Raw genomic sequence first — 26,520 nt, forward strand, 5'->3', positions numbered from 1 at the left:
ATGCATGGGGCCGCTGTCGGGGCTGCGGGTGGTCGAACTGGCCGGCATCGGTCCGGGTCCGTTCGCGGCGATGCACCTCGCCGACCTCGGTGCCGACGTGGTGCGCGTCGACCGGCCGGGCCCGGTGTCACCGATCACCGGCGACCCCCGGCTCAACCTGCTCAACCGCGGCAAGCGTTCGGTGGCCGTCGACCTCAAGCACCCGCGCGGGGCGGAGGTGGTGCTCGCGCTGGCCGAGCGGGCCGACGTCCTCATCGAGGGCTTTCGGCCGGGCGTCGCCGAGCGGCTCGGTGTCGGTCCCGAACACGTCTGGGCGCGCAACCCGAAACTGGTCTACGGCCGCATGACCGGCTGGGGCCAGGAGGGTCCGCTGGCGCACTCCGCCGGGCACGACATCGCCTACATCGCGGTCGCCGGCGCGCTGCACCCGATCGGCCGCGCGGGCGGTCCGCCGCAGGTTCCGGTCAACCTGGTCGGCGACTTCGGCGGCGGTTCCCTCTATCTGGTCGTGGGCGTCCTGGCCGCGCTCCGCCAGGCTGAAGCAACGGGACGCGGGCAGGTGGTCGACGCCGCGATCGTCGACGGCGCCGCACATCTCACCACGATGGTGCACAGCCTCATGGCCGGTGGCCGGTGGACGCCGAACCGGGGCGCCAACCTGCTCGACACCGGTGCCCCGTTCTACGACGTCTACGAGACGTCCGACGGCGGCCACATGGCGGTCGGCGCGCTGGAACCCCAGTTCTTCACCGAACTGGTGCGGCTGCTCGGCCTCGACCGACCCGACTTCCCGACGCAGTACGAGCTGGACCGCTGGCCGGAGATGCGTGAGCGGATCGCCGCGGTGTTCGCGTCGCGCACGCGCGAGGAGTGGACCAAGGTGTTCAGCGGCACCGACGCCTGTGTGGCACCGGTGCTGTCGGTCACCGAGGCGCCGCACGACCCGCACCTCGTCGCGCGCGGCACGTACGAGGAGCGCGACGGCGTCGTCCAACCGGCGGCGGCGCCCCGGTTCTCCGGCGACGCCGACGGTGGCCCGGCACCGCTTCCGCCGCCGCTTCCCGGCGAACACACCCGGTCGGCCCTCGAGGCGTGGGGTGTCGACGGCATCGAGTCATGGATCAGCGACGGCGCGGCCAAGGAGGCATCGGATGCGTAGGACCATCTTCACGCCGGAGCACGACGCGTTCCGGGAACTGTGCCGTACGTTCCTCGCCAAGGAGGTCGTGCCGAACCACGAGCGGTGGGAGGCCGCCGGCGTCGTCGACCGCGAGGTGTGGCTCGCCGCCGGGAAGGCCGGCCTGCTCGGGTTCTTCGTCGACGAGGAGTACGGCGGCGCGGGCGTGCGTGACCGGCGCTACTCGGCCGTGTTCGCCGAGGAGGCCGCCCGCGCCGGTGCGAGCGGGCCGGCGTTCGGTCTGCACAACGACATCATCGGTCCGTACCTCACCGACCTCACCACCGAGGAGCAGAAGCGCCGCTGGCTGCCGGGCTTCTGCAGCGGCGAGATCATCACCGCGATCGCGATGACCGAGCCGGGTGCCGGCAGCGACCTCCAGGGGATCCGCACCACGGCCGTACGCGACGGCGACAGCTACGTCCTCAATGGACAGAAGACGTTCATCAGCAACGGCATCCTCGCCGACCTCGTGATCGTGGTGGCCCGCACGGATCCCGACGCGGGCCACCGCGGCATCAGCCTGCTCGTGGTCGAGCGGGGGATGGCCGGGTTCGACCGCGGGCGAAACCTGGAGAAGATCGGCCAGAAGGCGCAGGACACCGCCGAGCTGTTCTTCGCCGACGTGTGGGTTCCGGCCGCGAACCTCCTGGGCGAGGAGGGGCAGGGCTTCCTGTACCTCATGCGCAACCTGCCGGCCGAGCGGCTGTCGATCGCCACCGCGGCGCTGGCGGCCGCGGAGAAGGTCTTCGAGCTGACGCTGGCGTACTGCAAGGACCGGCAGGCGTTCGGCCGGCCGATCGGGTCGTTCCAGCACAACCGGTTCGTGCTCGCCGAGATGGCCACCGAACTGGAACTCGGGCGCACCTTCGTCGACCGGTGCGTGACGGAGCCGGAACTCACCGCGGAGACGGCCGCGATGGCAAAGTGGTGGTGCACCGAACTGCAGAAGCACGTCGTCGACCGGTGCCTGCAACTGCACGGCGGATACGGGTACATGCTGGAGTACCCGGTCGCGAAGGCGTATCTCGACTCGCGCATCGCGACCATCTACGGGGGAACGACGGAAATCATGAAAGAGGTCATCGGGCGGTCATTGGGGGTTTAGATGTCCGGGTATCGCTACTGGTCCGACCGGATCGCGGCGCTCGATCCGGTGCGCGATCACGAGGAGATCTACCGCATCTCGGCCGGGCACGAGTTTCCGTGGGACTACACGCGGGCGCTGGAGTTCGCGTTGTTCCGCACGTACTGCGTCCCCAGCATCTCGGCCCTGCTCGACGCGACGCGCGAGTTCCGCGACCGGCCGCAGCGCCGCTACGACGACACCGCTCTGCTGATGGCCGAGATCGCGGCGCACGGCTACGATTCGCCGCGCGGCAAGGAGGCGCTGCGCGTCATCAACCGCATGCACGGCCGCTACGCGATCTCCAACGACGACATGCTCTACGTGCTGTCGACGTTCATCTACGACCCGATCGACTGGCTCGCCCGGTACGGCTGGCGCCCGCTCGCCGAGGCCGAGAAAATGGCGGCGTTCCACTACTACCGCGAGGTCGGCCACCGGATGGGGATCCGTGAGATCCCGTCGTTGTTCGAGGAGTTCCGCGAGTTCAAGGCCTCGTACGAGACATCGAAGTTCATCTACAGCGACACCAACCGTCGCGTCGGCGAGTACACGGTCGGGCTGTTCGCCGCGTGGTTCCCGCGTCCGCTGCGTCCGCTCGCCCGGCTCGGTGTGCGGAGCATGCTGGATCCGTTGATGCTCACCGCGTTCGGGTTCCGCGCGGCGCCGCGGTGGGTCACGGCCGCCGGCGCGGGCACGCTCCGGTTGCGGGGCCGGCTCCTTGGTCTTGGACGCCGAGCAGGCGCGATCCGGCCGCGGAAGATCTCGCGGTTGGCGCAGGAGGCGAAGAACCGCACGTACCCCGGATATCCGACGGGCTACCGGCCGGGCGACCTCGGCGCCCCGGAACCGCCCGGTGACCTCGACGCCCGGTGGCTCCGCCCCCGGGCAGGCGCCTGATCTGAGCGCTGCTTGGCCGCTCGGCGCTGCTCTGCTGCTCTGCTGCTCGGCGCTGCCCGGCTGCTCGGCGCTGCCCGGCTGCTCGGCGCTGCCCGGCCGCTCGGCGCTGCCCGGCCGTGCCTTGCCGCTCGGCGCTGCCTTGCCGATCAGTGCTGCCTTGCCGCGCGTAGCGCGACCGCCGTTGCGGCGGTGGCCAGCAGGCCCCCGATTCCGGCGACGACGAACGTCACCCGGGCATCGGTTAGTGCTAAAAGAGCACCACCCAGTGCATAAGAAAGACCGGCAGCAACGCCGATCGCACCGTACAGCGTGCCGAACACCCGGCCCTGCAGGTCGGCCGGCACGACGCGCTGCAGGTGCGTGTTCACCCCGACGTCGATCGCCGCGACGCCGAGTCCGCGCACGGTCTGCAGCGCCAGCGCGGCGCCCACCGCCCAGGCCAACCCGGTGAGCAGGTTGCCGGCGCTGCTGATCCCGAAACCGGCCACGATGAGCACGGCACTGCCGGTGCGGGCGCCGAACCGGGCGATCAGCGGGTAGCCGGCGGCCAGCCCGATCCCGATGCCGGCGTAGAGCAACGCGGTCGCGGCGTCACCCGCACCGAGGTCGTCGCGCGCCAGGAACACCAGCGCCACGTCGTCCACTCCGCTGAACGCGACGACCGCGACGAACCCCAGCCCGATCGCCCTGACGACGGGCGCGCGCCGGATGTAGGCGAGCCCGGCCCGCGTCCCCTCGCCTTCGGTGACCGCCCGGGGGAGCGCCGGCAGGCGGGCGAGGAGGACGGCCGACACGGCGAACGTCGCCGCGTCGACGAACAGCAGCCCGCGCGTGTCCAGCACCGGTAGCAGCGCCGCGGCCAGCAGCGGCCCGACCACCTCCAGGCCGAACGTGCCGGCGCCCAGCGTCGAGTTCGCCGTTTCGAGATCCTTGTCGGCGACGAGCACCGGCACGGCACTGCGCGCGGCAGGCTGGAACACCTGGGCGGCGATGCCACGCAGGCAGACGAGGAGCAGCAGCACCGGCAGGGGCGGCAGGAGCACGGCGATCGCGAGGGTCAGGACGCCCTGCGCGACATCGCAGCCGACCAGCACCCGGCGCAGGTCGAAGCGGTCGCTGACCACGCCGGTGAGCGGCCCGAACAGGCCGGGCACGGAGTCGGCCGCGATCAGGAGGAACGCGACCGCGAGGGCCTGCCCGGTGGACATCTCCAGGTAGATCAGCAGGGCGACGAGGCCCAGCGAGTCGCCGACGTAGCTCGCCGTGCGGGCGGTCCACAACAGGCGGAAGCCGGGGTTCGCCCGGAGGAGTGCTCCCATCGTCGCGGATTATTTCTGAACTGCTTCACGGTCCACGCGTATTTTCTTCGGCGCAACCGGCGACGGACCTCACGGGTCTCCTCTTTTAATGGAGTTTCGTGTGCTCGGGCCGCTGGAGGCCCACGACCGGGGCCGGCCGGTGGATCTCGGTACGCCGCGCGTGCGCACGCTGCTGGCGACTCTGCTGCTGCAGGCGAACCGGGTGGTGTCGATCGACGAACTGGTCGAGCGGATGTGGGGCGAGCAGCCGCCGGGCAACCCGCGCCGCACCGTGCAGACCAACGTCGCCCGGTTGCGGCTGGCGCTCGCCGCCGGTGGCCGGGCCGTGCAGACCCACGAGCGCGGCTACCTGATCGAGGTCGACCAGTGGCAGCTCGACCTGCTGCGGTTCCGGGCGCTGGTCGAACAGGCGCATCCGGGTGAGGACCCGACGCGCCGGCTGAGGCTGCTCGACCAGGCGTTGTCGCTGTGGCGCGGCGAGGCGCTGGCCGGGATGACCGCCGAGGTGCTCGCGCGCGACGAGGTACCCCGCCTGGCCGAGGAGCGCCTCACCGCGCAGGAGACCCTGATCGACGTGCGGCTCACGCTCGGCCAGCACGCCGAACTGATCTCCGAGCTGACGGCGCTGACCAGCCGTTACCCGCTGCGCGAGCGGCTGTGGGCGTATCTCATGATCGCCCTCTTCCGGTCGTCGCGGCAGGCCGAGGCGCTGCAGACCTACCGGGTGCTGGCCCGCAAGCTGGCCCTCGAACTGGGCCTCGATCCCAGCGACGAGCTGCAGCGCCTGCACCGCGCCGTGCTCACCGGCGACCCGTCGTTGGCGGTGCCGGCGGCCGGCTCGGTGCCGCCCGTCCGTCCATCGTGGACGGTCGAGTGCCAGCTGCCGATGGACCTCGCCGACTTCGTCGGTCGCCGCGCCGGCCTGAACCGCATCGACGACCTCCTCAGCATCGGTGGCACGCCGGTGGTGACGGTCTCCGGCCCACCCGGCGTCGGCAAGACGGCCCTGGTGGTGCGGGCCGCGCACCGGCTGCGCTGGCGCTTCCCGGACGGGCAGTGGTACGTCCGCCTCGGTGGCACCACCGGTCCCCGCGACGCGACCGACGTGCTCGCCGACCTGCTGCGGACCTCCGGCATGGAGGCACCCGACATCCCGGAACGGCTCGACGCACGCGCCGCCGCGTTCCGCAGCCGCCTGGCCGACCGCAAGGTCCTGCTGGTCTTCGACGACGCGTCCGGCGCCGACCAGGTCGAACCACTCCTGCCCGGCACCTCCGGCTGCGCCGTGCTGGTGACCGCACGATCCTCACTGGCCGCGCTCACCGCCCGGTACCCCGCTCACGAGATCACCCTCGACCTCCTCCCTCCGGCCGACGCCCGCACCCTCCTGACCCGCGTGCTCCGCGCCGGTCGCCGCCAGATCGAGCCGGCCGCGGTCGCCGAACTGGCCGACCTGTGTGGCCAACTGCCGCTCGCCCTCCGGATCTCGGCCGCCGCGCTGGTCGCCCGTCCGAGCGTGCCCGCCACCCGCTGGATCGACGGCCTGCGCACCGGAAACCGCCTGGCCCGGCTGGCGATCGACGGCTCGGGCGGGTCGGCTGTGCGGTCGGCGTTCGACCAGGCGTACGCGGCGCTGGGCCCGGAACTCCGCCGGTTGTTCGGCCTGCTGGGACTGGTACCGGGCCCGGACGTCACGGTCGGAGCGGTAGCCGCCCTGCTCGGCCCGGGCGCTGCTCCCGTCGCTACTCCCGTTGTCGCCCCTTTCGATCACGCGCCGACCGACCAGGATCCAGCCGGTTGCGCCGCTGACCGCGACCACTCCGAGCGCCTCCTGGACGGTCTTGCGGCCGCGAACCTCATCCAGCGCCACGGCGACCGGTTCGCCTTCCACGACCTGCTGCGGTTGTACGCCGCCGAACGCGGTGCCGACGAGCCCGACGCCGCAGCGGCCTGGGCCCGCCTCTGCGACTGGTACCTGGCCACCGCCGAGGCCGCCGTACGGCTCGACGGCCCCAACCCGGTGCCGCTGCCGCACCCGGTGCCCGCCGGCGGCGACCGGTTCCGCACCGCGACCCAGGCCCGCACCTGGCTCGACGCCGAGCGCGCGAACCTCGTGGCGGCGGCCGTTCGGGCCGCCGGCCCGTTCTCGTGGCACCTCGCGGACACGTTGATGACGTACTTCCAGCGCGGCCAGCACATCCGCGAGTGGGAGGCGGCGACCACGGCCGGACTGCGGGCCGCGGAGGCGGTCGGCTACCGGCTGGGCGAGGCGGCGATGCACCGCAGCCTCGCGTCGGCCCGCCATCGCCGCAGCGGACCGCTGGTCGCCATCGACCACCTCACCGCCGCCCTCGACCGGTACCGGCGTGAGGACGCCGTCGCGGCAACGGCTGTGACCCTGTGCAACCTCGGATACAACCACTTCCTCTCCGGCGACCTGCGGGCCGCGCTCGCCACGTTGGACCGCGGGATCACGGTGATCCGCCAACTCGACCGCTCCGACCTGCTCGGCACGGCCCTGAACCTGTGCTGCATCGTGCAGACCCACACGGGCGAACTCGGGACGGCGCTGCACAGCGCGACCGCCGGCCTCGAGATCGAGGGCGCACCCCGGACGATGTTGTACGCCAACCGGGGCGAGGTGCGCCGCGTCCTCGGCGACTACCCCGGTGCCCTCGCCGACGCCTCCCAGGCGCTGGCGCTGGCCCGCCGCTCGGGGATCCGTCGTAGCGAGGCCATCGCGCACGACACCCTGACCCGCATCCGGCTCGACAACGGCGACCTCGACCTCGCCCGCCAGCACGCCGAGTGCGTTCTGCACGTCGCCGAACTGCTCGACGACGCCTGGCTCGAGGCCGGAGCCCTGATCGCGATCGGCGACGTGTACCGGCTACGCGGCGTTTCCGCCCGCGCCGGCGAGCGGTACGCCCGCGCCGTACGGCTGGCCATCGGCTCGGGCAGCCGCATCCACGAGGCCGAGGCACGGCTGTCGTTCGCGGTCGCCGACCTGACCAACGGGCGCACGGCCAGCGCCCGCGAACGCGTTCACGTGGCGCTCGACATCGCCGACCGGGCCGGCCTCAGGCTCGTCCAGTGCCAGGCGTCGCACCTGCTGGCCGCCATCAGCGACTGCGAGGGCGACAGCGACGCCGCAGCCGCCCACGGCGCCCGCGCGGCCGAGATCCAGGCGGAGACGGGCTACCACCCGCCTCCGCACTTCCCGGTTCTGACACCTACGACACGGGAATCTGCGTCCCCTGGTCGATGACCGTCAGCCACTTGCCGTGCTTGAACGTGTAGCTGACGCTGATGATCTGCCGGATCACGAACCCCTGCGACGGGATGGCGTAGGTCGCGTCGTAGACGATCGTTCCGGTGCTGCAGCCGTCGACGGCGCGGGTCTTCTCCGTCCAGGTCCAGGTGGCGTTGCGGTTGTTGAAGTGGTTGCGCTGAGACTCCCCGATGGCCGCCCGCCCCTGGACGATCTGCCCACCGCTGTAGATCGTGATGGCGTCGTCGTCGTGCCCGGCCTCCCAGCCCGCCCGGTCGAAGTCGCGGAACGACTCCATGTCATGCCGCTGCGCCTCGTCGAACTTCCGCGCACACCACTGGACCAGACCCGCCGTGCCGAGCTGCCGCTCCGTGTCCGGGCCTGCCGCGATCGCCGGCGAGGCGACCGCGGCGCCGATCATCGAGGCGGCTCCGGCCGCGGCGGCCAGCCGTGTTTTCCACGTTCCACGCATGACAACTCCTTCGATGTGAACCGGTGGGAACGCGCAAACGCTGGCAGCGGCCGCTGTCAGGACGGCTTCAGCGACCGTGGCGTCACGGCGGAACGGCGCGGGCGGCGGCGTCTTCCTCGGCCCACGCGCGGCGCTCGCGGGCGAGGTTGTTCATGGTCTTGCCGACCAACCGTGCGGCGTCCATGCGCTCGCGTTCGTTGCGACGATCGACGTGCGCCGCGACACCGGAACGCCGGTGGTGCCACACCTGATCACAGGTGCAGCCGGCCGCGTGCCGGGCCCTCATGCCGCCACCCGGCCGGGCTGGTGACCGAACGCGTCGTGCGGCGGGCCGGCCTCGTACCGCAGCGGGTCGAACATCGGGTCGGGCTCGTGCCCGAGGTCGGCGTACACCGGATCGGGCCGGTGTCCGAAGGCGTCATGGTGCGCGTCGGGATTGCGGTACAGCCCTCCGCACCGGCACTTGAGTACCGGCTGTGTGCTGTGCTGCCTGGTGATGGCCACGTCACTGCTCCTTTCTCCGGGGGCCACTTTCGCACATCCGTTCGATCCCGGGAGTGGGGAAATCCTGCGACGACCGTGGGGAAATCCCCAATGGTGGCGCGAACATCCACTGTGTACATTCGCCGCACCGGTCGATCGATACGATCGGGCCGGCAGCTCCGAGAAAGGAAAGATGATCCATGGCCGAGTTCTGGGACCCCGCCGCCCCCGGGGTGATGCGTCTGCCGTCCGGCAGGCTCATCCGTGGCAGGGGCCTGCGGCGGCCGCTGCCGTCGGGCCCGGAGCCGACCTACGGCGTCTACCTGCTCGGAAAGCCGCCGCCCGCGGTCACCTGGCGGGCCGACTGGATCAAGTGGCCGGACTTCCGGTTACCCACCGACAAGGAGCACGCGAGGGCGATCCTCCACCACGCATGGAGCGTCGCCGAGGAGGAGCGGGTGGAGGTCGCCTGCGGAGGTGGGCGGGGGCGCACCGGCACTGCACTCGCGCTCATCGCGGTGCTCGACGGGGTGCCGCCCGACGAGGCGGTCGCGTACGTGCGGGCGCACTACGACCGCCACGCCGTGGAGACACCGTGGCAGAAGCGGTACGTCAGTACATCGCGTCGATGACCTGCGCGTAGCGCTCGTTGATGACCCGGCGCCGCATGGAGAGTTTCGGCGTCAGCTCACCGGACTCGGCGGTCCAGGTGGTGGACAGGATCGTGAACTTCTTGACCTGTTCCGGCCGCGACAGCTTCGTGTTGGCCTCGTCGACCGCCCGCTGGATCTCGGCGATCACGTCGGGGTCGGTCGCCGGCGAGGTGGTGGCGGGGAAGCGGGCGTGGACCATGTCCTCGTCCAGGACGATGAGGGAAGTGATGTAGGGGCGGCGGTCGCCGATCGCGACGGCCTGTGCCACCAGTGGGTGTGCGCGCAGCAGGCTCTCGATACGGGCGGGCGGGATGTTCTTTCCGCCGGAGGTGATGATGATTTCCTTCTTGCGGTCGGTGATGAAGAGGAAGCCGTCCTCGTCGATCGTGCCGACGTCGCCGGTGGCCAGCCAGCCGTCCTCGTCGACGGCCGACTCGACGCCGCCGTCGGATTTCAGGTAGCCCATGCACACGAGTGGGCCGCGGATCAGGATCTCGCCGTCGTCGGCCAGGCGGATCTCCATGCCGGGCACCGGTTTGCCGACGGAACCGGTGCGGAAGACGTCGGGGGTGTTCGTGGTCGCCGTGCCGGTCGTCTCGGTCATGCCCCAGACCTCGATGACGTCGATGCCGATTCCGGCCAGGAACCGGAGCACCTCCACCGGGATCGGCGCGGCACCGCTGCCGGCCCACAACGCGTTCTCCAACCCGAGCATCGTGCGGATCGGGCGGAGCACCTGGTCGTCCAGTGCGGCGCGCTTCGCTGCGAGGTCGGCGGGCACGCTGCGTCCGTCGGCACGCAGTTCGAAGACCTCGATTGCGACGGACGTCGCAGCTTCGAACGCGGCCTTGACCGGTGGCTCGGCCGCGGAGATCTTGGCCTGGATACCGGCGACCATCTTCTCCCAGATCCGTGGGACGCCGAAGAAGCCGACCGGGCGCACCTGGTTCAGCGCCCCCAGAAGAAGGGTGGGGTCAGGGCAGATGGTGACGTGTCCGGCCCGGTAGATCGGGTTGTAGATGCCCAGCATCCGCTCGGCGATGTGGGCCAACGGCAGATACGCAAGTGACCGCGCGTGGTCGGGGATGTCGACGACGTTCTCCAGCGCCACCGACTGGTAGATGACGTTGCGGTGGCTGATCACCACACCCTTCGGATCACCGGTGGTGCCCGAGGTGTAGAGCATGGTGACCGGCTGATCGGGCGTCACCGCGCGCCACGTCCGCTCGAAGACGGAAGGATCCGCATCATGAGAGGCACTGCCCGCCGCTTCGAGGTCTCGCAACGAAACCGCGCCCTCGAAGGAGACCCGGGCGTCGTCGACCAGCACGATGTGTTTCAGCGCGGGCAACTGGTCGAGGATCGGTTGCCACTTCTCGAACTGCGCCGCGCCCTCCAGCACGACGATGCTCGCCGCGCTGTGCTGGCCCAGGTAGCGCAACTGGTCCGTGCTCAGCGTCGCGTACACGGTCGACGGCACGGCGCCGAGGTGCGCGGCGGCGAGGTCGACCAGCCAGTGCTCGGGCCGGCCCGACATCATGACGAGCATGCGTCCGCCGGCCGAGAGGCCCAGGCCGGCCAGCCCTCGGGAGATGGCGGCGACCCGGTCGCGCAGTACGCCCCAGGTGATGTGCTCGTCGGAGCCCAGCGCGGTGAGGGCCGGCTGGGCGGGGAACTCGGTGGCGTTGCGGTGGACGAGGGCCGGCACGGTGAGGCCGTTGGTGGATTTGGCGTACCGGTCGGCGAGCTCGGTGGGGGTCTGCTCAACCATGCCGGCACTGTAAACCTTCGTTAACTTTGTGGGAAGGCTCACATTCCGCCACGCGGGCGCACGCACAGGTAAGTTAACCGACGAGTAGCAAACCCGCCGGAGGTTCTCATGGCTACTGACGCTTTCATTTTCGACGCGGTGCGCACCCCGCGCGGCCGCGGCAAGCAGACCGGTTCGCTCCACGAGGTCAAACCGATCTCGCTGGTGGTCGGGCTGATCGACGAGATCCGCCGCCGGTATCCGAGCCTCGACCCGGCCACCGTCGACGACATCGTGCTCGGCGTCGTCTCGCCGCTGGGCGACCAGGGTTCGGTCATCGCGCGGACCGCGGCCGTCGCCGCCGGTTTGCCGACAACCGTCGCCGGTGTGCAGCTCAACCGGTTCTGCGCCTCGGGTCTGGAGGCGGTGAACGTCGCGGCCCAGAAGATCCGCTCCGGTTGGGAAGACCTGGTACTCGCCGGCGGCGTCGAGTCGATGTCGCGGGTGCCGATGGGGTCCGACGGTGGCGCCTGGGCGATGGACCCGGAGACCAACTTTGCGACCGGGTTCGTGCCGCAGGGCGTCGGCGCCGACCTGATCGCCACCCTCGACGGCTACAGCCGCGAGGCCGTCGACGCCTACGCGCTGGAGAGCCAGTCGCGAGCCGCGAAGGCATGGTCGAACGGGTACTTCGCGCGCAGCGTCGTACCGGTGCGCGACCGCAACGGGCTCGCAGTTCTCGAAAGAGACGAGCACATAAGACCGGAGTCGACGCTGGAAGGTCTCGGCAAACTGCCCGCCTCGTTCGCCACGATCGGCGACCTCGGCGGCTTCGACGCCGTGGCACTGCAGAAGTACCACTGGGTCGAGCGCATCGACCACGTGCACACGGCGGGCAACTCGTCCGGGATCGTCGACGGAGCCTCCCTCGTCATCGTCGGCAGCGAACGCGCCGGTGCCGAAGCCGGGCTCACGCCGCGCGCCCGCATCGTCTCCGCCGCCGTCAGCGGTGCCGACCCGACCATCATGCTCACCGGCCCGGCACCGGCCAGCCGCAAGGCGTTGGCCAAGGCGGGCCTCACGGCCGACGACATCGACCTGGTCGAGATCAACGAGGCGTTCGCCGCGGTGGTGCTGCACTACGTCGCCGACATGGGCTTCTCCCACGACATCGTCAACGTCAACGGCGGCGCGATCGCGATGGGTCACCCGCTCGGCGCCACCGGCGGCATGATCCTGGGAACGCTGGTCGACGAACTCGAGCGGCGCAACCTCCGGTACGGCCTCGCCACCCTGTGCATCGGCGGCGGCATGGGCATCGCGACGATCGTCGAGCGGATCTGAGGAGAGCACAATGACCGAGCACTTGTGCGAGGGCATCATCAGACAGAGCCCTCCCGGTCAGGGCGGGTCACCACGAAGTGGGGACCCGACATGACCGAAACGATCCGCTACGAGCGCGACGACGCCGGCATCGTCACCCTGACGCTCGACGACCCGGCCCACTCGGCGAACACGATGAGCGAGGCGTTCGGCCGTGACTTCAACGCCACGCTCGACCGGCTCGCCGACGAGCGCGACGACATCACCGGCGTCGTCATCACCTCGGCCAAGAAGACCTTCTTCGCCGGCGGCGACCTCAACTCGCTCGGTGCGCTCGGCCCGGGCAGCGACCCGGCGCAGGTGTTCGAGCGGACCGCCCGCATCAAGGCCATGCTGCGCCGCCTGGAGACGCTCGGCCGGCCGGTGGTCGCGGCGCTGAACGGCTCGGCGCTGGGCGGCGGGTTGGAGATCGCGCTCGCCTGCCACCGCCGCATCGTCCTCGACGACTCGAAGATCGAGATCGGCTTTCCCGAGGTGACGCTCGGGCTGCTGCCCGGCGCCGGCGGCGTGGTGCGCACGGTGCGCCTGATCGGCATCGTCGACGCGCTGCTGAAGGTGCTCCTGCAGGGGCAGCGGCTGCGGCCGGCCGCCGCGCTGGAGGCCGGCCTGGTCCACGAGATCGTCGGAGACCGGGACACGCTGATCGGCCACGCGAAGCAGTGGATCACGGAGAACCCCGAGGCCGCGCAGCCCTGGGACGTCAAGGGATACAAGATCCCCGGCGGGACGCCGTCGACCCCCAAACTCGCGGTCAACCTGCCCGCGTTCCCGGCCAACCTGCGCAAGCAACTCAAGGGCGCCCCGTACCCGGCGCCCCGCGCGATCCTCTCCGCCGCGGTCGAGGGCGCGCAGGTCGACATCGACTCCGCGTTCCGCATCGAGGGCCGGTACTTCACCGAACTCGCGACCGGTCAGATCTCGCAGAACATGATCAAGGCGTTCTTCTTCGACCTGCAGGCCGCGAACTCGCGCGCCCCGAAGGGCGCCCCACCGGTGACGAGCGTCGGCGTCCTCGGCGCCGGCATGATGGGCGCCGCGATCGCCTACGTGTGCGCGCGGGCCGGCATGCGCGTGGTCCTCAAGGACGTCACCGTCGAGGCGGCCGAGAAGGGCAAGGCCTACTCGGAACGCCTGCTCGACAAGGCGATCGGTCGCGGCCGGCAGACCGCCGAAGGCAAAGAAGAGCTTCTGGGACGCATCACAGCGGCCGCCGATCCCGCCGCGCTCGCCGGCGTGGAGCTGGTCATCGAGGCCGTGTTCGAGGACCCGGGCCTGAAGCACAAGGTCTTCGCCGAGATCGAAGACGTGGTGGCGCCCGACGCGCTGCTGTGCTCCAACACGTCGACGCTGCCGATCACGGTGCTCGCCGAGGGCGTCAAGCGGCGGGCCGACTTCGTTGGTCTGCACTTCTTCTCGCCGGTCGACAAGATGCCGCTGGTCGAGGTCATCAAGGGCGAGAACACCAGCGACGAGGCCGTGACGCGGGCGCTGGGCGTGGTGCAGCAGCTTCGCAAGACGCCGATCGTGGTCAACGACAGTCGCGGCTTCTTCACCAGCCGGGTGATCGGCACGTTCACCAACGAGGGCATCTCGATGCTCGCCGAGGGCATTCCGGCGGCGACCATCGAGCAGGCCAGCAGCCAGGCCGGATACCCGGCGCCGGTGCTGCAGCTGATGGACGAGCTGACGCTCACCCTGCCGCGGAAGGTCCGCAAGGAGACCATGGCAGCGGTGCTGGCGGCCGGCGGCATGTGGACGCCGAGCCCCGCCGAAGCCGTGATCGACCGGATGGTCGACGAGTTCGACCGTCCCGGCCGCTCCGGTGGCCGCGGCTTCTACGAGTACGAAGACGGGAAGCGCACCCGCCTCTGGCCCGGCCTGAAGGAAGCATTCGGCAAACAAGGGCTCGACCCGACAACGATCGACCTGCGAGACCTGATCGAGCGGATGCTCTTCGTCGAGGCCCTCGAAGCGGTGAAGTGCTACGACGAGGGGGTGCTGACGAGCGTCGCCGACGCCAACGTCGGGTCGATCCTCGGCATCGGGTACCCCGGCTGGACGGGCGGCGTGCTGCAGTACATCAACCAGTACGACGGCGGTCTCAAGGGGTTCGTCGCCCGGTCGCGCGAACTGGCCGGGAAGTACGGCGACCGGTTCACGCCACCCGAGTCACTGGTGCGCCGGGCTGAGAGCGGCGACGGGTTCAACTAGCGGGTTGCGGGCCAGCCACGGCTCGAACGGCTCGGGTGCGCCGATCGCCCAGCCCTGCCCGTAGTCGACGCCGATGGCCCGCAGACTCGCCATGATGTCTTCGCTCTCGACGAACTCGGCCACCGTCTGCAGCCCCATCTCCTGACTGATCCGGTTGACCGACTCCACCATGGCGTAGTCGACCGGGTCGGTCGTGATGCCGCGGACGAACGAGCCGTCGATCTTCACGATGTCCACCGGGAGGCGCTTGAGGTAGGCGAACGACGAGAGACCACTGCCGAAGTCGTCGAGCGCGAAGCGGCAGCCGAGGTTCTTGAGCTCGGTGATGAACGCGATCGCCGCGGTGATGTCGTTGATCGCGACCGTCTCGGTGACCTCGAAGCAGATCGCCGACGGCGGGATGCCGTTGCGGTCGAGCTGGTCGCGGATGAACGTCAGCAGCGACTGGTCGCCGAGCGACCCGCCGGACAGGTTGATCGAGAAGTGCTCCGACGGCTCCGCACCGGGCGTGTACCGGCCGGCGAGCGCGGCACAGGCTGCCTGCACCACCCAGCGGTCGACGGTGCCGACCAGGTTGTAGCGCTCGGCGGCCGGAAGGAACACGCCAGGGGAGATCAGCGAGCCGTCGTCGTCGCGCATGCGCACCAGCAGCTCGCCGTAGCGCTCGTGGCGGGTCGGGTCGGTGGACTCGATCGGCTGGTAGTACAGCACCAGGTCGTCGTGGTAGATCGCGGCCTGCAGGCGCTCGGCCCAGTGGGCCTGTCCCTGCTGGCGGGCGAACTGCTCGTCGTCGACGGTGACGACGTGCACGCGGTTGCGGCCGCTCTCCTTGGCGACGTAGCAGGCCGCGTCGGCGGCGCCGAGGGCGTCGACGCCGTCCGGGTCGTTCACGGGGTCGAGCGCGACCAGGCCGGCGCTCAGGCCGATGCTGTAGAGCCGCCCGGCCACCGCGAACCGGTGCTCGCTGACGAGGGTGCGCAGTTCCTCGGCGAACGCGGCCGCGTCGGCGAGGCTGCGGTCGGCGAGCAGCACGGCGAACTCGTCTCCGCCGATGCGGGCCAACTGGTCGTTCGCGCCCATCCGGCCGCGGATCAGCCCGGTCACCTGGCGGAGCACCTCGTCACCGGCGGCGTGGCCGGAGCTGTCGTTGACGATCTTGAACTGGTCCAGGTCCATCAGGCAGACCGCGTGCTCGGCGATCTGGCTGCGCGGGTCACCGAGCAGCATGCTGATCTGCCGGTCGAACTCGCGCCGGTTGAGGTTCCCGGTGAGCGGGTCGTGGCTGGCCTCGTAGGCGAGGCGCTCGGCGATCGCCCGCTCGGCGGCCTGGGCCCGCTCGTTCAGACTCCAGTTGACGACCGCGGCGGCGGCCGCACCGGACAGGAACAGCGCGTGGATGATGGCCCACTGAACCGGGTTGCTCCACGCCTCGGAGTGGTTGTAGACGGCGTGCGGCGCCACCACGCCGACGATCGCGTGTTCGACCACCACGAACGCGATGGCCAGCAGGAACGCCACCCAGTCCTGGTAGAACGTGATCACGAAGACCATGACGAAGAAGTGGAAATGCGTCTCGATCAACCCGCCCGACAGTTGCACCAGCGCGGCCGACGAGAAGAGCGCGGCCAGCGTGGCGAGCGCGGCCCGCAACCGTCGCGGCAGCCGCGACACGCCGGCCAGGCCGGTGAGCACCGCGACCGGCAGCGTCGCGGACGCGATGTTCAGCGGCGTGACCACCTGGTAGAACGCGTATCCGAGGATGCCGCCGGCGTGCAGCCAGAGGATGGCGACGATGGCACGGTGCCGGGCCTCCCAGTCGTTCTCGGGCAGGCGGTTGCCGCGCGGTAGCGCGGTAGCGAGCCAGCGCCAGGAACGGGCGATGACAGAGTTCGGCATGCCCTCGACATCGGATGCGCCGCGTCGGGCGTTAGGGCGAACCCCCGACCACGCCCGATCTGCAACCACGGGACACCCAGCTCGTCCATGAACGTCTATTAGCGGCCCAGGTTGCGGTACCGGCGGACGGCGAGCGGCGCGAACACCGCGGTCAACCCCACCGGCCACAGCACCGCCATCAGCACCGGATGTTCGGCGATCCATCCCGACGGCGGTGTCAGGTCCGGGTTGCCGAACAGCGTCCGCGCCGCGGCCGCCGTCGACGACAGCGGGTTCCATTCCGACACCGTGCCCAGCCAGTCGGGCATCTGGGCGGGTGCGACGAACACGTTCGACAATGCGCTCAGCGGGAACGCCGCCGGGAACACGATCAGTCCGACCGCGTCCGGGTTCGGCACGATCAGGCCCAGGAAGATCCCCATCCACGTGATCGCCACCCGCAACAGCAGGATCAGCCCGATCGCGCTGAGCGCGTCGGCCCAGCCGTTGTTCCACTGCCAGCCGACGAGCAGGCCGCACACCAGCAACGTCGCCATCTCCAGCACCGCCCGTAGCAGGTCGGCGATGCTGCGACCGGTCACCAGCGCGCTGCGCGCCACCGGCATCGACCGGAACCGGTCCACCACGCCGCGGTTGACGTCGTTGGCGACCGAGGTCGCGGTGGCACCCAGGCCGTACAGCATGGTCATCACGAAGATGCCGGGCAGCAGGTACTCGCGGTAGGCGTCGGCGCCGCCGGACATCCCGCTGCCGAACACGTAGCCCCAGACGAGCACGAACATGATGGGCAACGAGAAGTAGAGGATCAGTTCCTCGGGCGCCCGCACCACGTGCGACATGTTCCGCCCGGCCATCGTCAAGGAATCCCTGAACGTCCATCGCAGACCTGTACTCATGCTTTTCGTCCTGTCAGGCTCAGGAAAGCTTCATCGAGCGTGGGCCGTCGCAACGCCACGTCCTCCACCGGAATCCCCGCGTCGTCCAGGGCGCGCACCACGCCCATCAGCGCTGCCGCCCGATCGCGCACGGGAACGGAGAGGCGGCGAAGTTCAAGATCAAGATCAATGGACCCCGACCCGACCCGCTCCAGCAGGGAGGCCGCCCGCTGGACATCGTCCGAAGACCGCACCACCACCTCGACCCGGTCGCCGCCGATCGTCGACTTGAGCTCGTCCGGAGTTCCGGTCGCCACCACCCGGCCGGAGTCCACCACCGACACCCGGTCGGCGAGCCGGTCCGCCTCGTCGAGGTACTGGGTGGTGAGCAGCACCGTGGCACCGCCGGTGACCAGTGAGCGCACGGCGTCCCATAAAGCATTTCTGCTGCGGGGGTCGAGCCCGGTCGTCGGTTCGTCGAGGAACAGCACGCTCGGCGCCAGGATCAGGCTCGCGGCCAGGTCGAGTCGTCGCCGCATGCCGCCGGAGTACTGCTGCACCGACTTCCCGGCCGCGTCGGTGAGGCCGAACTGGTCGAGCAGTTCGTCGGCGCGTTCGCGGGCCCGTCGCCGGCTCAGGTGGTAGAGCCGGCCGAACAGCACGAGGTTCTGCCGGCCGCTGAGGATCTCGTCGACGGCGGCGTACTGGCCGGTCAGGCCGATGCGGGCGCGCACCTCCCCGGGTTGGCGCACGACGTCGAAGCCGGCGACCCGGGCGAGACCTGCGTCGAAGCGCAGCAACGTGGCGAGGATGCGCACGGCCGTGGTCTTGCCGGCTCCGTTCGGGCCGAGCAGGCCGTACACGGTTCCGGCCGGCACGCTGAGGTCGAAGCCGTCGAGCGCGTCGGTCGTCCCGTACCGCTTGCGGAGGCCGACCGCCTCGATGGCGACGCCCGCGGTCGCGGCCGCGCCGGCCGCCAGGCTGGTCGCGGGGCTAGGGGTTTGCATGGGACGAGCATCAGCGCGCCCGCTGACCGCCGGCGCACCGGCCGCTGACGGCCGCCGCGGCCCGCCGGGTCAGGGGGTGAACATGCACCAGACGGCCTTGCCGCCCGGTGTCGGTCTCGTGCCCCAGCGGTCGGCCAGCATCGCGACCAGTTGGAGGCCGCGGCCGCGTTCGTCGTCGGGGCTCGGGCGCAGTTTTCGGGGGAGGAAGGGCGCGGCGTCGAAGACCTCGACGATCACGTGGTTCGCGGTGCGCCGCAGGCGCAGTTCGATGGGGGGACGGGCGTGCAGTACGGCGTTGGCCACGAGTTCGCTGGTCAGCAGCACGATGTCGGCGGTGACCGGTGCGGACACCGCCCAGTCGGAGAGGGTGCGGCCGACGAACTCGCGGGTTTCCGGAACGGCGCTCGCCTCCGCCGGAACCCGGTGCATCACCGACCGGGTGCGTTCGGCCTCGTCGGTGATGCGGGCCAGCAGGATGGCCACGTCGTCGGCCGGGCCGCCCGGCAGGAGGCGGGACACCAGGTGGTCGGGCACGTCGGCCAGCGGGCCGGCCACCGGTGCCAGCACCGTGCTGAGCAGGTCGATGCCCTCGTCGATGGCCTGGTCGCGGTGTTCCACCAGGCCGTCGGTGTAGAGCATGAGGAGGGCGTCGGGGGAGAGGGTGATCCGCTCCTCGGGCAGCGTCACCGGTCCGGCGCCCAGCGGGGGACCGGCCGCACCGGTCAGCCTCCGCGGGGGGCCGCCCGGTGTGACGAACAGCGGCGGGAGATGGCCCGCGTTGGCGTACACGAGCGTCCGGTCGCCCGGGTCGTACACCGCGTACACGCAGGTGACGATCTGGTCGTCGCCGAGGTCGCGTACCACGCCGTCGAGGAACTCGAGGACGTCGGCGGGGGCCAGGTCGAGCCGGGCGTAGGCGCGGACGGCCGCCCGGAGCTGGCCCATCACCGCGGCGGCGCGCACACCGCGGCCCATGACGTCGCCCATCACCAGCGCCGTGCGGTCGGCACCCAGTTCGATGACGTCGTACCAGTCGCCGCCGACCTGCGTCCCCTCGACACCGGCGCGGTAGAACGTGGCGACCTCGAGGTGGTCCGGGGTGAACCGGGGCTCGGGAAGCAGGCTGCGCTGCAACTCGTCGGCGATCTGGTGCTCGCGGGCCGCAACCTCCTGCGCGGCGGCGACCGCCGCCATCGCCGCGTCGGCGTGGCGCTGCTCGGTGATGTCCTGGTTGCTGCCGCGCAGCCGGGCCGCGCGGCCCTCAGCGTCGCGTTCGAGGACGCCCAGCGTGCGGAACACGCGCTCGCCCCGGTCGGGCAGCAGCACGCGCACCTCGTAGTCGAGCGGCGCCCCGGTGGTGATCGCCGCGTCGATCGCCGCGCGGACGCGGGGGAAGTCGTCGGGGTGCACGCGACCGAGCGTGGCCTCGTAGCCCTTCGTGCGCAGGTCGTCGGCGCTGATTCCGATCTGGCGGATGAACTCGTCCGACGCCACGATCGCGCCGGACTCGATGTCGAGCTCCCAGCTGCCGACCCCCGCCAGTTTCTGGGCCTGGTCGAGCAGCTGCTGGTTGCGCTCCAGCTCCGACCGGGCCCGCCGGGCCCGATCCAGTTCCAGGTTCGCGCGGACGCGGGCCAGCAGCTCCCGAGCGGCGAACGGCTTGACCAGGTAGTCGTCGACGCCGGCCTCCAGCCCCTCGACGGTGGCCTCGTCGCCGGCCCGGGCCGACAGCATCACCACCGGCACGAGCGACATCGCCGGGTCGGCGCGCATCTCCCGGAGCAGCCCGAAGCCGTCGAGGTTCGGCATCATCACGTCGGTCAGCACGAGGTCGGGCGTGCGGTGCCGGGCGGCGGCGAGCGCGGACGCGCCGTCGGGCGCCGTGCTCACCTCGTAGACGTCGGACAGCAACCGCACCAGGTACTCGCGCATGTCGGCGTTGTCGTCGACGACGAGCACGTGCGGCCGGTGCGCCAGCGCGCCGCCGGCGGTGCGCGTCGGAGACTGCAGCTCCTCGAACGTGCCGGCGTCGTCGGCCATCCACCGCATCGCCTCGGCCAGGAAGCCCTCGACGTGCTCGCCGCTGGTGGTGGTCGATCCGCCCGGCCCGCGCACGACCTGGTCGGCCGGCAGGTGGGCGGTGCCGGTGCGGACGTGCACGGTGAACGTGCTGCCCGCACCGGGCGTCGAGGTGACCGACGCGCCGCCGCCGTGCAGCATGGCGAGCTCGGACACCAGGGCCAGCCCGATCCCGGACCCCTCATGGCTGCGCGACCGGACCCCCGACACCCGCTGGAACCGCTCGAAGAGGCGGGCCTGGTCGGTCGGTTCGATGCCGATGCCGGTGTCGATCACGGCCAGCTCCACGCGGTCGTCCCGCAGCCGGGTGCGCACCGTGATGCCGCCGGTGAACGTGAACTTCAACGCGTTGGAGAGCAGGTTGAGGACGACCTTCGCCCACATCTCGCGGTCGACGTACACGGGGTCGGGCAGCATCGGGCAGTCGACGGTGAGGCTCAGCCCGGCCCGTTCGATCGCGGGGTGGAACATGCTGGTCAGCTCGGCCGTGTACCGCGACAGGTCGACCGGCTCGTACCGGGCGGAGATGCCCTGCGACTCCAGCCGGGAGAAGTCCAGCAGCGTGTTGACCAGCTTCAGCAGCCGCTGCGCGTTGCGGTGCATCACCTCGACCCGTTCCCGCTGCCCCGGCGGCAGCGGGTGCGCGGTGTCGGTGAGGGCGTCCTCGGCCGGGCCGAGCATCAGCGTCAACGGCGTGCGGAACTCGTGGCTGACGTTGGTGAAGAACGCCGTCTTCGCCCGGTCGAGCTCGGCCAGCGACTCGGCCCGCTGCCGCTCCGCCTGGTAGGCCCGCGCGCTGGCGATCCCCGCGGCGAGCTGGCCGGCGATCAGGTCGACGAAGCCGCGGTAGGCCTCGTCGAACGGGCGGTACCGGTTGAGACCGACCACCAGGAACCCGTACGGACCCCCGCCGCCCTGGTCGGGCAGCGGAATGAGCACGGCCTGGGTGGGCGGCTCCGACCAGGCGCCGGTGGGCAGGGCGGCGAACCGTTCGGGGAGCCCGCCGACGATCGTGCCGCCACCGTCGAGCACCTCGGCGAGCGGCCAGACCTGTTCCGGGTCGCCGGGCGTGATCGTCGCCGGCGCGATCGGGTGTCCGGTGGGCACGCCGGTGGCGGCGACCAGACGGGCGGTGGTCGTGGTGGAGGCGGCGGGGGCGTCGAAGAGGTAGGTGAGCGTGAACGGCAGGCAGCGCTTCTCGTTGCCCATCTGCAGGGCGGCGGCGCGGAGCACCTCGATGTCGACGCGCGCGGTGGTCGGCACCGCGCCGAGGTCGCGCAGGGTGCTCATGCGCCGCTCGGCGATCACCCGGTCGGTGTCTTCGCTGACGACGCACAGCATGCCCGCCACCTGTCCGGCGTCGTCGACGAGCGGGCTGTAGGAGAACGTGTGGTACGTCTCCTCCACGTAGCCGCTGCGCTCCAGGAACAGCAGCAGCGACTCGTCCCAGGTCGCGACGCCGGTGGCGAGCACCGACCCGATCCGGGGGCCGATGTCGGGCCAGATCTCGGCCCAGACCTCCCGGGCCGGCCGGCCCAGCGCCCACGGGTACTTCTTGGCGAGGGTGTCGCGGCGGTAGGCGTCGTTACAGAAGAACGTCAGCTCCGGGCCCCACGCCATCCACATCGAGAACCGCGACGCGACGAGCACCTGCACCATCGTCCGCAGGCTCTGCTGCCAGGTCTCCGGCGGCCCGAGCGGGGTGGCCGACCAGTCGACGGCGAGCAGGTCGTGACCGACCTCGCCGCCGGCCCGCAACGCCGCCCGCATCCCGTTTTCCGCAGGCGGAGGTGCGCCGGTACGCCCAGTCAACCGACCGCCCCTCCGCCGAACGTCGCACTCGTGGCCCGGCCTGGCCGATGGCGGGCCCGGGCGACGTAAGCCTACAAGTGCCGCCCGGATCCGACCGGTACGGTTCGGCCACGTTCGGCGGTCTCGTCCCGCCCCGCCCGGTTGATGACCTCGTTTGGTGGGTGGGCCTACCATCCGGCCATGCTGGCGGTCAGTGTTGGCCGGCTGAGAATGGGCTGGCTGCTGCGGGTCAACCGGGTGCTGGGGCCGGACCGGAAGCTGGCCACCGCGGCCCGGTTCGTCACCGCCCTGCGGTCGCTCGGCGGCGGTGCGGCGAGCCCCGCCCAGGTGTCGAAATGGGAGACCGGTGCCGCGCGTGTCGGGCACGGCACGGTGCGTCGCTACGAACGGCTGCTCGGGCTGCCGGTGAACCGGCTCGCGGCGATGGCCGCGATCCTGCCCGATGCGGGGGTGACGCCCACCGGAGGCGACCCCGACCGGCTCCCGGACCTGCTCGACCTCGGCCTGTCCGGCGACCCGGTGACCGGCCCGGGCTGGGACGACCTCACGGCGCTGCTCCAGGACCGGCCCGACGTGCTGATCCATCCGCGGACCAGTTGGGAGCGGCTGACGCACCGGCTGCTCACCGAGATGGTGGTCGCCGACGGCCTGCCGTGGATCCAACGCAACTCCGCGCTGGCCCGGCTGCTGCGCCACCCCAGCGGCGCCGCCGCCGCGATCGCCGCCTGCGCGTCGTTCGCCGCCGACCCGGCCCACCAGGTGTTCGTGGAGCCGCTGGCCGCGCTGCACGTCACGCCGCACCCGGACGCGTCCCGGCGGGTGCTCGCCCAGCTCGCCGACCCGTCCAGCGGACGGGCGCTGTGCGGGGCGATGCTCGCGATCGTCCGCAAGCTCGAGCGGGGTCACCTCACGCCCGCCGACGTGGCGACGCTGCCGCGGCTGCTGTGCGAGGTCGCCGCCGATCCCCGGATGCCCGACGAGGTGCACCACCTGCTCCCGGTGCTGGCCGCCGGCCTGCCGGCCGGTACCGACGGCCCCGCGGCGGCCCGGCTGCGCCGGCTCGCCGGTGCCGACGTGGTCGGGCCGCACGTGCTGGGCCGGGGCCGGACCCATCCGGCCGGGACGACCGGCGTGGTGGTGACCCGCGTGGTGCTCGGTGCGCTCGCCCGGTGCGACATGGCGGAGGTCGACCCGGTGCTGGCGGTGCTCGTCGACGAGATGCTCTTCGCGCCCGACCCGGTGACCCGGCTCGACGCCGGCTTCCTGATCGCGGCGACCCCGTACCGGGACCCGGTCGCGGCCGCGGTGACCGCGGAGATCCCCGGCGCCGTGCACGGCGACCCGCCCCGGGCCGTGGCCCTGTTGACGGCGCTGGGCGCGCTCGGCGCCGGACCGGACCGCGGGCTGCTCGAACGGCTGGTGCTCGCCCCCGCGGTGCGGCCGGCGGTGAACGAGGCAGCCGCCCGGGCGCTCGGCCTGGTGTCGGGCAGCAGCAGCGGCCGGTTCTGGGCGGTCGCGCTGCGCCGGCACCTGGACGCCTGGCAGGTCACCGGCTCGGCCACGACGCTGACCACGCTGCGCCGCCTGGTGCAGGCGCTCGGCGTCGCCGAGGAGCGGGCCGGCGAGCGCGGGCTCCTGGCCGCTCTCGCCGGCGATTCTCAGGTCCCGGTGGCGATCCGGGCCAGCGCCGCGTGGTGGGCGGCGGTCGATCCGGCCGTCCGCGCGGGCGCGGCGAACTGACGGAGCCGGCGGCGCGAAACTGGCCGATGCCGGCGACGGGCGAGACCGATCTACTGCCAGCGGTGCGCGATGTCGAGCACGATGCGGCTGTGCGTCCCCGGACCGGCGAGGACGGACACCCGGAACGGCAGGTTCGCCCGCACGCCCACCGCGAACGTGCTGTAGCCCTCGAACGAGCCGCCGAACATGACGTCGCGCAGGGTCTGGTAGCCGACGACCGTGCCCACGTGCGCGCCGGAGCGGGCCGGGAACGCCCAGCCGGTGTCGTGGTCGTACGCCGGTTCCAGCAGTTGGACGCCGAGGACCGCGCCACCGGCGACGTAGGGGTTCATGAGGTCGCCGACGGCCTCGGTGTACACGTTGCGGTACTCGACGTTGAACCCGTCGGCCGGGCCGGTGAACTCGAACACCACCCGGTCCCAGCACTCGTGCTTCCCCGTGCGCACCTCGAGCAGCGCCGTCGGGGACAGGGAGCCACCGGTCTTCGGCAGGCTGCCCCAGGTGATCCCGCAGTAGGGCGCGGCTCGGGTGGCGCTGCTCGCGATCGCCGACCCGGCACCGGCGCCTACGAGTAAGAGGGTCGCCAGGGCTGCCAGAACAAATCTGATCCGCCGTCTCATCGGATACCTCCATGGACAGAGTGCGGCTTTCCCCTGACGGTAGGTGACCGCGAGGGCGGCAGGTGGCGGCGTTTCGTGGACCGTCCGTGTCCGAAAGAAAGCACTTTGTTCGGTCATCGGACCTCACTACCCTGCGGGCGTGAGCCGCGTCGTCACCCTCGTCCTCGTCGACCCCGCCGGGAACCCGCTCGGCACCCTGCCGCCGTTCGAGGTCGAGGTCCCGTGGTGGCCCGACGCGACGGCGGTGGTCGAGGGGGCCCGCGCGCAGCACGGGCTGGAGATCACCGTGCTCCGCCTGCTCGGCACCGAGCCCGGCCGGCGCAACGGCGGGCGGGTCACGTATCTCGCGTCCACCGGAACCAGCGCGAACGGCGCGCCGCCCGACCTGGCCGACCACCCGTTGCGCGCGCCCTGGGCCCGGCCCGGCGGGCCGGAGGAGATCCTGGCCTGGGCGGGGGAGTGGATGGCCGCGATCGGGCGGCCGGTGCAGCGCGCCGAGCAGCAGCGCACCTGGAACCTCTCGGCCATCTGGCGCCTCGACACCCCCGCCGGTCCCGCCTGGCTCAAGGTGGTGCCACCGTTCTTCGCGCACGAGCCCGCCGTGCTCGCGTGGCTGCGAAAGGCGGTGCCGGGCCGCACGCCGGTTCCGCTGGTCGGCGCGCCGGGCCGCGTGATCATGGACCGCGTGGCCGGCGACGACCGGTACGACGCCGGACTCGACGAGCGGGTCGCGGCGCTGGTCGACCTGGTCGAGATCCAGGTGGCGGCGCTCGGGTCACGCGACGTGCTGAGCGCTGCGGGCGTCCCCGAACGTGGTCTTGCGGACCTCAAGGCCGCGGCCGCCGATGTGGTCGCGCGGCGCGGTGGCGAGGCATCGCGACGCGCGGCGGGTGAGCCGCCGGCGGACGCCCTCGCGGCCCTGGACGCGCTCGTCGACGGCCTCGACGACCGGTTCGCGGCGATCAGGGATTGCGGCGTGCCGATGACGCTCGTGCACGGCGACTTCCACTCGGGGAACCTGCGGGGTGACGTGATCCTCGACTGGGGCGACTCGGTGCTCAGCCACCCGGCGTTCGACCTGCTACGGGCCGCCGAGGGCCTGGCGCCGGCCGACGCCGACGTCATGATCGGGGCGTGGACGCGGGAGTGGCGCGCCGCGGTGCCCGGCTGCGACCCGCGCCGGGTGGTCGAGCTGCTGCGGCCGGTGGCCGAGCTGCGCAACGCGGTGATGTACGCCGGGTTCCTGGACCAGATCGAGCCGTCGGAGTGGCCGTACCACGCGCTCGACGTGCTCCCGCCGTTGCTCGCCGCCGCCAGCCTGGCGGGCGTGCCCGGTTAGCGCCGCTTATGGTGTGATCCGTGAATCTCGAGAAGGTGATCTTCGGGTTCTTCGTGCTGCTCGCGGCCACGTTGAACTTCGGGTTCTTCATCGGAGACCTCTCCGACCCCACCGTCCACAACGTCTACGAACTGTTCGCCGCGGTCGTGATCAACCTCATCGCGACGGTGCTGAAGTTCGGCGACCGGACCCAGATCGGCGCGGTGCACCTGGCCACCAGCCTCGTCGCCGACCTCCAGTTGATCGCCGCCACGATCTTCTGGGCCTACGCGGAGCACATCTCCTCGGAGGGGCTCACCGGCGAGGCGACGGCCGGCATCGTGTCGCTGTCGGGCGGGGCGTTGTTCGCGAACGTCGTCTCCGTCATCCTGCTGGTCATCGAGACCGTCTCCTTCCAGCGGCGGTGA

General features: G+C 71.5%; 20 protein-coding genes. 10 read left to right on the forward strand and 10 right to left on the reverse strand.

Annotated elements, in window-relative coordinates:
• Positions 1 to 4 precede the first annotated feature (4 nt).
• The 3 genes from Vau01_RS35150 to Vau01_RS35160 are packed head-to-tail and all read left to right on the forward strand — an operon-like array spanning position 5 to position 3,203.
• Positions 5 to 1,159: a CaiB/BaiF CoA transferase family protein gene (locus Vau01_RS35150; protein ID WP_204002047.1), complete on the forward strand. Its 1,155-nt coding sequence runs from the start codon at positions 5 to 7 to the stop codon at positions 1,157 to 1,159.
• Complete coding sequence (locus Vau01_RS35155; protein ID WP_204002051.1) at positions 1,152 to 2,285, forward strand: acyl-CoA dehydrogenase family protein; 1,134 nt, start codon at positions 1,152 to 1,154, stop codon at positions 2,283 to 2,285. Before Vau01_RS35150 ends, Vau01_RS35155 begins: the two co-directional genes overlap by 8 nt.
• Positions 2,286 to 3,203: an oxygenase MpaB family protein gene (locus Vau01_RS35160; protein WP_204002054.1), complete on the forward strand. Its 918-nt coding sequence runs from the start codon at positions 2,286 to 2,288 to the stop codon at positions 3,201 to 3,203. It begins immediately after the preceding gene.
• A 146-nt stretch (positions 3,204 to 3,349) separates the two neighbouring features.
• On the opposite strand, the gene Vau01_RS35165 is transcribed toward Vau01_RS35160, so the two are convergent.
• Complete coding sequence (locus Vau01_RS35165; protein WP_204002057.1) at positions 3,350 to 4,522, reverse strand: MFS transporter; 1,173 nt, start codon at positions 4,520 to 4,522, stop codon at positions 3,350 to 3,352.
• Positions 4,523 to 4,610: 88 nt separating this feature from the next.
• Between Vau01_RS35165 and Vau01_RS35170 the strand changes: the two genes are divergently transcribed.
• Positions 4,611 to 7,790 carry an AfsR/SARP family transcriptional regulator gene (locus tag Vau01_RS35170; protein ID WP_204002067.1) on the forward strand — a complete coding sequence of 1,060 codons (3,180 nt, stop codon included), beginning with the start codon at positions 4,611 to 4,613 and terminating at the stop codon, positions 7,788 to 7,790.
• On the opposite strand, the gene Vau01_RS35175 is transcribed toward Vau01_RS35170, so the two are convergent.
• The 3 genes from Vau01_RS35175 to Vau01_RS35185 all read right to left on the reverse strand — a co-directional run bounded on the left by Vau01_RS35175 (position 7,756) and on the right by Vau01_RS35185 (position 8,769).
• Positions 7,756 to 8,265, reverse strand: a complete 510-nt coding sequence (locus Vau01_RS35175; protein WP_204002070.1) for a hypothetical protein — start codon at positions 8,263 to 8,265, stop codon at positions 7,756 to 7,758. The genes Vau01_RS35170 and Vau01_RS35175 overlap by 35 nt on opposite strands.
• 82 nt (positions 8,266 to 8,347) lie before the next feature.
• Positions 8,348 to 8,551 (reverse strand): hypothetical protein, encoded by a 204-nt coding sequence (locus Vau01_RS35180; RefSeq protein WP_204002073.1) that lies wholly within the window; start codon positions 8,549 to 8,551, stop codon positions 8,348 to 8,350.
• Positions 8,548 to 8,769: a hypothetical protein gene (locus tag Vau01_RS35185; RefSeq protein ID WP_204002076.1), complete on the reverse strand. Its 222-nt coding sequence runs from the start codon at positions 8,767 to 8,769 to the stop codon at positions 8,548 to 8,550. Before Vau01_RS35185 ends, Vau01_RS35180 begins: the two co-directional genes overlap by 4 nt.
• Before the next feature lie 179 nt (positions 8,770 to 8,948).
• Here Vau01_RS35185 and Vau01_RS35190 point away from each other — a divergent pair, with 179 nt between their 5' ends.
• The gene (locus Vau01_RS35190; RefSeq protein WP_204002077.1) at positions 8,949 to 9,380 is read left to right on the forward strand and encodes a phosphatase domain-containing protein; all 432 of its coding nucleotides are present in this window, start codon (positions 8,949 to 8,951) and stop codon (positions 9,378 to 9,380) included.
• On the opposite strand, the gene Vau01_RS35195 is transcribed toward Vau01_RS35190, so the two are convergent.
• Entirely contained in the window at positions 9,361 to 11,172 is a 1,812-nt protein-coding gene (locus tag Vau01_RS35195) for an AMP-dependent synthetase/ligase (protein WP_204002080.1), read from the reverse strand. The two genes, Vau01_RS35190 and Vau01_RS35195, sit on opposite strands and share 20 nt — an antisense overlap.
• A gap of 108 nt (positions 11,173 to 11,280) precedes the next feature.
• On the opposite strand from Vau01_RS35195, the gene Vau01_RS35200 reads away from it, so the two are divergent.
• The gene (locus Vau01_RS35200) at positions 11,281 to 12,495 is read left to right on the forward strand and encodes an acetyl-CoA C-acetyltransferase (protein ID WP_204002083.1); all 1,215 of its coding nucleotides are present in this window, start codon (positions 11,281 to 11,283) and stop codon (positions 12,493 to 12,495) included.
• A 90-nt stretch (positions 12,496 to 12,585) separates the two neighbouring features.
• A complete protein-coding gene (locus tag Vau01_RS35205) occupies positions 12,586 to 14,745 on the forward strand; it encodes a 3-hydroxyacyl-CoA dehydrogenase NAD-binding domain-containing protein (protein WP_204002086.1) in 2,160 nt (719 codons plus the stop codon).
• On the opposite strand, the gene Vau01_RS35210 is transcribed toward Vau01_RS35205, so the two are convergent.
• The 4 genes from Vau01_RS35210 to Vau01_RS35225 all read right to left on the reverse strand — a co-directional run bounded on the left by Vau01_RS35210 (position 14,704) and on the right by Vau01_RS35225 (position 22,372).
• Entirely contained in the window at positions 14,704 to 16,641 is a 1,938-nt protein-coding gene (locus Vau01_RS35210; protein ID WP_204002089.1) for a putative bifunctional diguanylate cyclase/phosphodiesterase, read from the reverse strand. The genes Vau01_RS35205 and Vau01_RS35210 overlap by 42 nt on opposite strands.
• 98 nt (positions 16,642 to 16,739) lie before the next feature.
• Complete coding sequence (locus tag Vau01_RS35215; RefSeq protein WP_204002091.1) at positions 16,740 to 17,495, reverse strand: ABC transporter permease; 756 nt, start codon at positions 17,493 to 17,495, stop codon at positions 16,740 to 16,742.
• A gap of 38 nt (positions 17,496 to 17,533) precedes the next feature.
• Positions 17,534 to 18,523, reverse strand: coding sequence for an ATP-binding cassette domain-containing protein (locus Vau01_RS35220; protein WP_204002097.1), 990 nt, complete (start codon positions 18,521 to 18,523; stop codon positions 17,534 to 17,536).
• A gap of 69 nt (positions 18,524 to 18,592) precedes the next feature.
• Positions 18,593 to 22,372 carry a SpoIIE family protein phosphatase gene (locus tag Vau01_RS35225; RefSeq protein WP_204002098.1) on the reverse strand — a complete coding sequence of 1,260 codons (3,780 nt, stop codon included), beginning with the start codon at positions 22,370 to 22,372 and terminating at the stop codon, positions 18,593 to 18,595.
• A 222-nt stretch (positions 22,373 to 22,594) separates the two neighbouring features.
• Here Vau01_RS35225 and Vau01_RS35230 point away from each other — a divergent pair, with 222 nt between their 5' ends.
• Positions 22,595 to 24,154, forward strand: coding sequence for a hypothetical protein (locus tag Vau01_RS35230; RefSeq protein ID WP_204002101.1), 1,560 nt, complete (start codon positions 22,595 to 22,597; stop codon positions 24,152 to 24,154).
• A 50-nt stretch (positions 24,155 to 24,204) separates the two neighbouring features.
• On the opposite strand, the gene Vau01_RS35235 is transcribed toward Vau01_RS35230, so the two are convergent.
• Positions 24,205 to 24,774, reverse strand: a complete 570-nt coding sequence (locus tag Vau01_RS35235; protein WP_204002103.1) for an AMIN-like domain-containing (lipo)protein — start codon at positions 24,772 to 24,774, stop codon at positions 24,205 to 24,207.
• Positions 24,775 to 24,913: 139 nt separating this feature from the next.
• On the opposite strand from Vau01_RS35235, the gene Vau01_RS35240 reads away from it, so the two are divergent.
• Positions 24,914 to 26,113 carry a phosphotransferase gene (locus Vau01_RS35240; RefSeq protein WP_204002105.1) on the forward strand — a complete coding sequence of 400 codons (1,200 nt, stop codon included), beginning with the start codon at positions 24,914 to 24,916 and terminating at the stop codon, positions 26,111 to 26,113.
• Between the two features lie 20 nt (positions 26,114 to 26,133).
• The gene (locus tag Vau01_RS35245) at positions 26,134 to 26,520 is read left to right on the forward strand and encodes a DUF6394 family protein (protein WP_203928775.1); all 387 of its coding nucleotides are present in this window, start codon (positions 26,134 to 26,136) and stop codon (positions 26,518 to 26,520) included.

The organism is Virgisporangium aurantiacum (genome assembly GCF_016863635.1).
GTDB lineage: Bacteria > Actinomycetota > Actinomycetes > Mycobacteriales > Micromonosporaceae > Virgisporangium > Virgisporangium aurantiacum.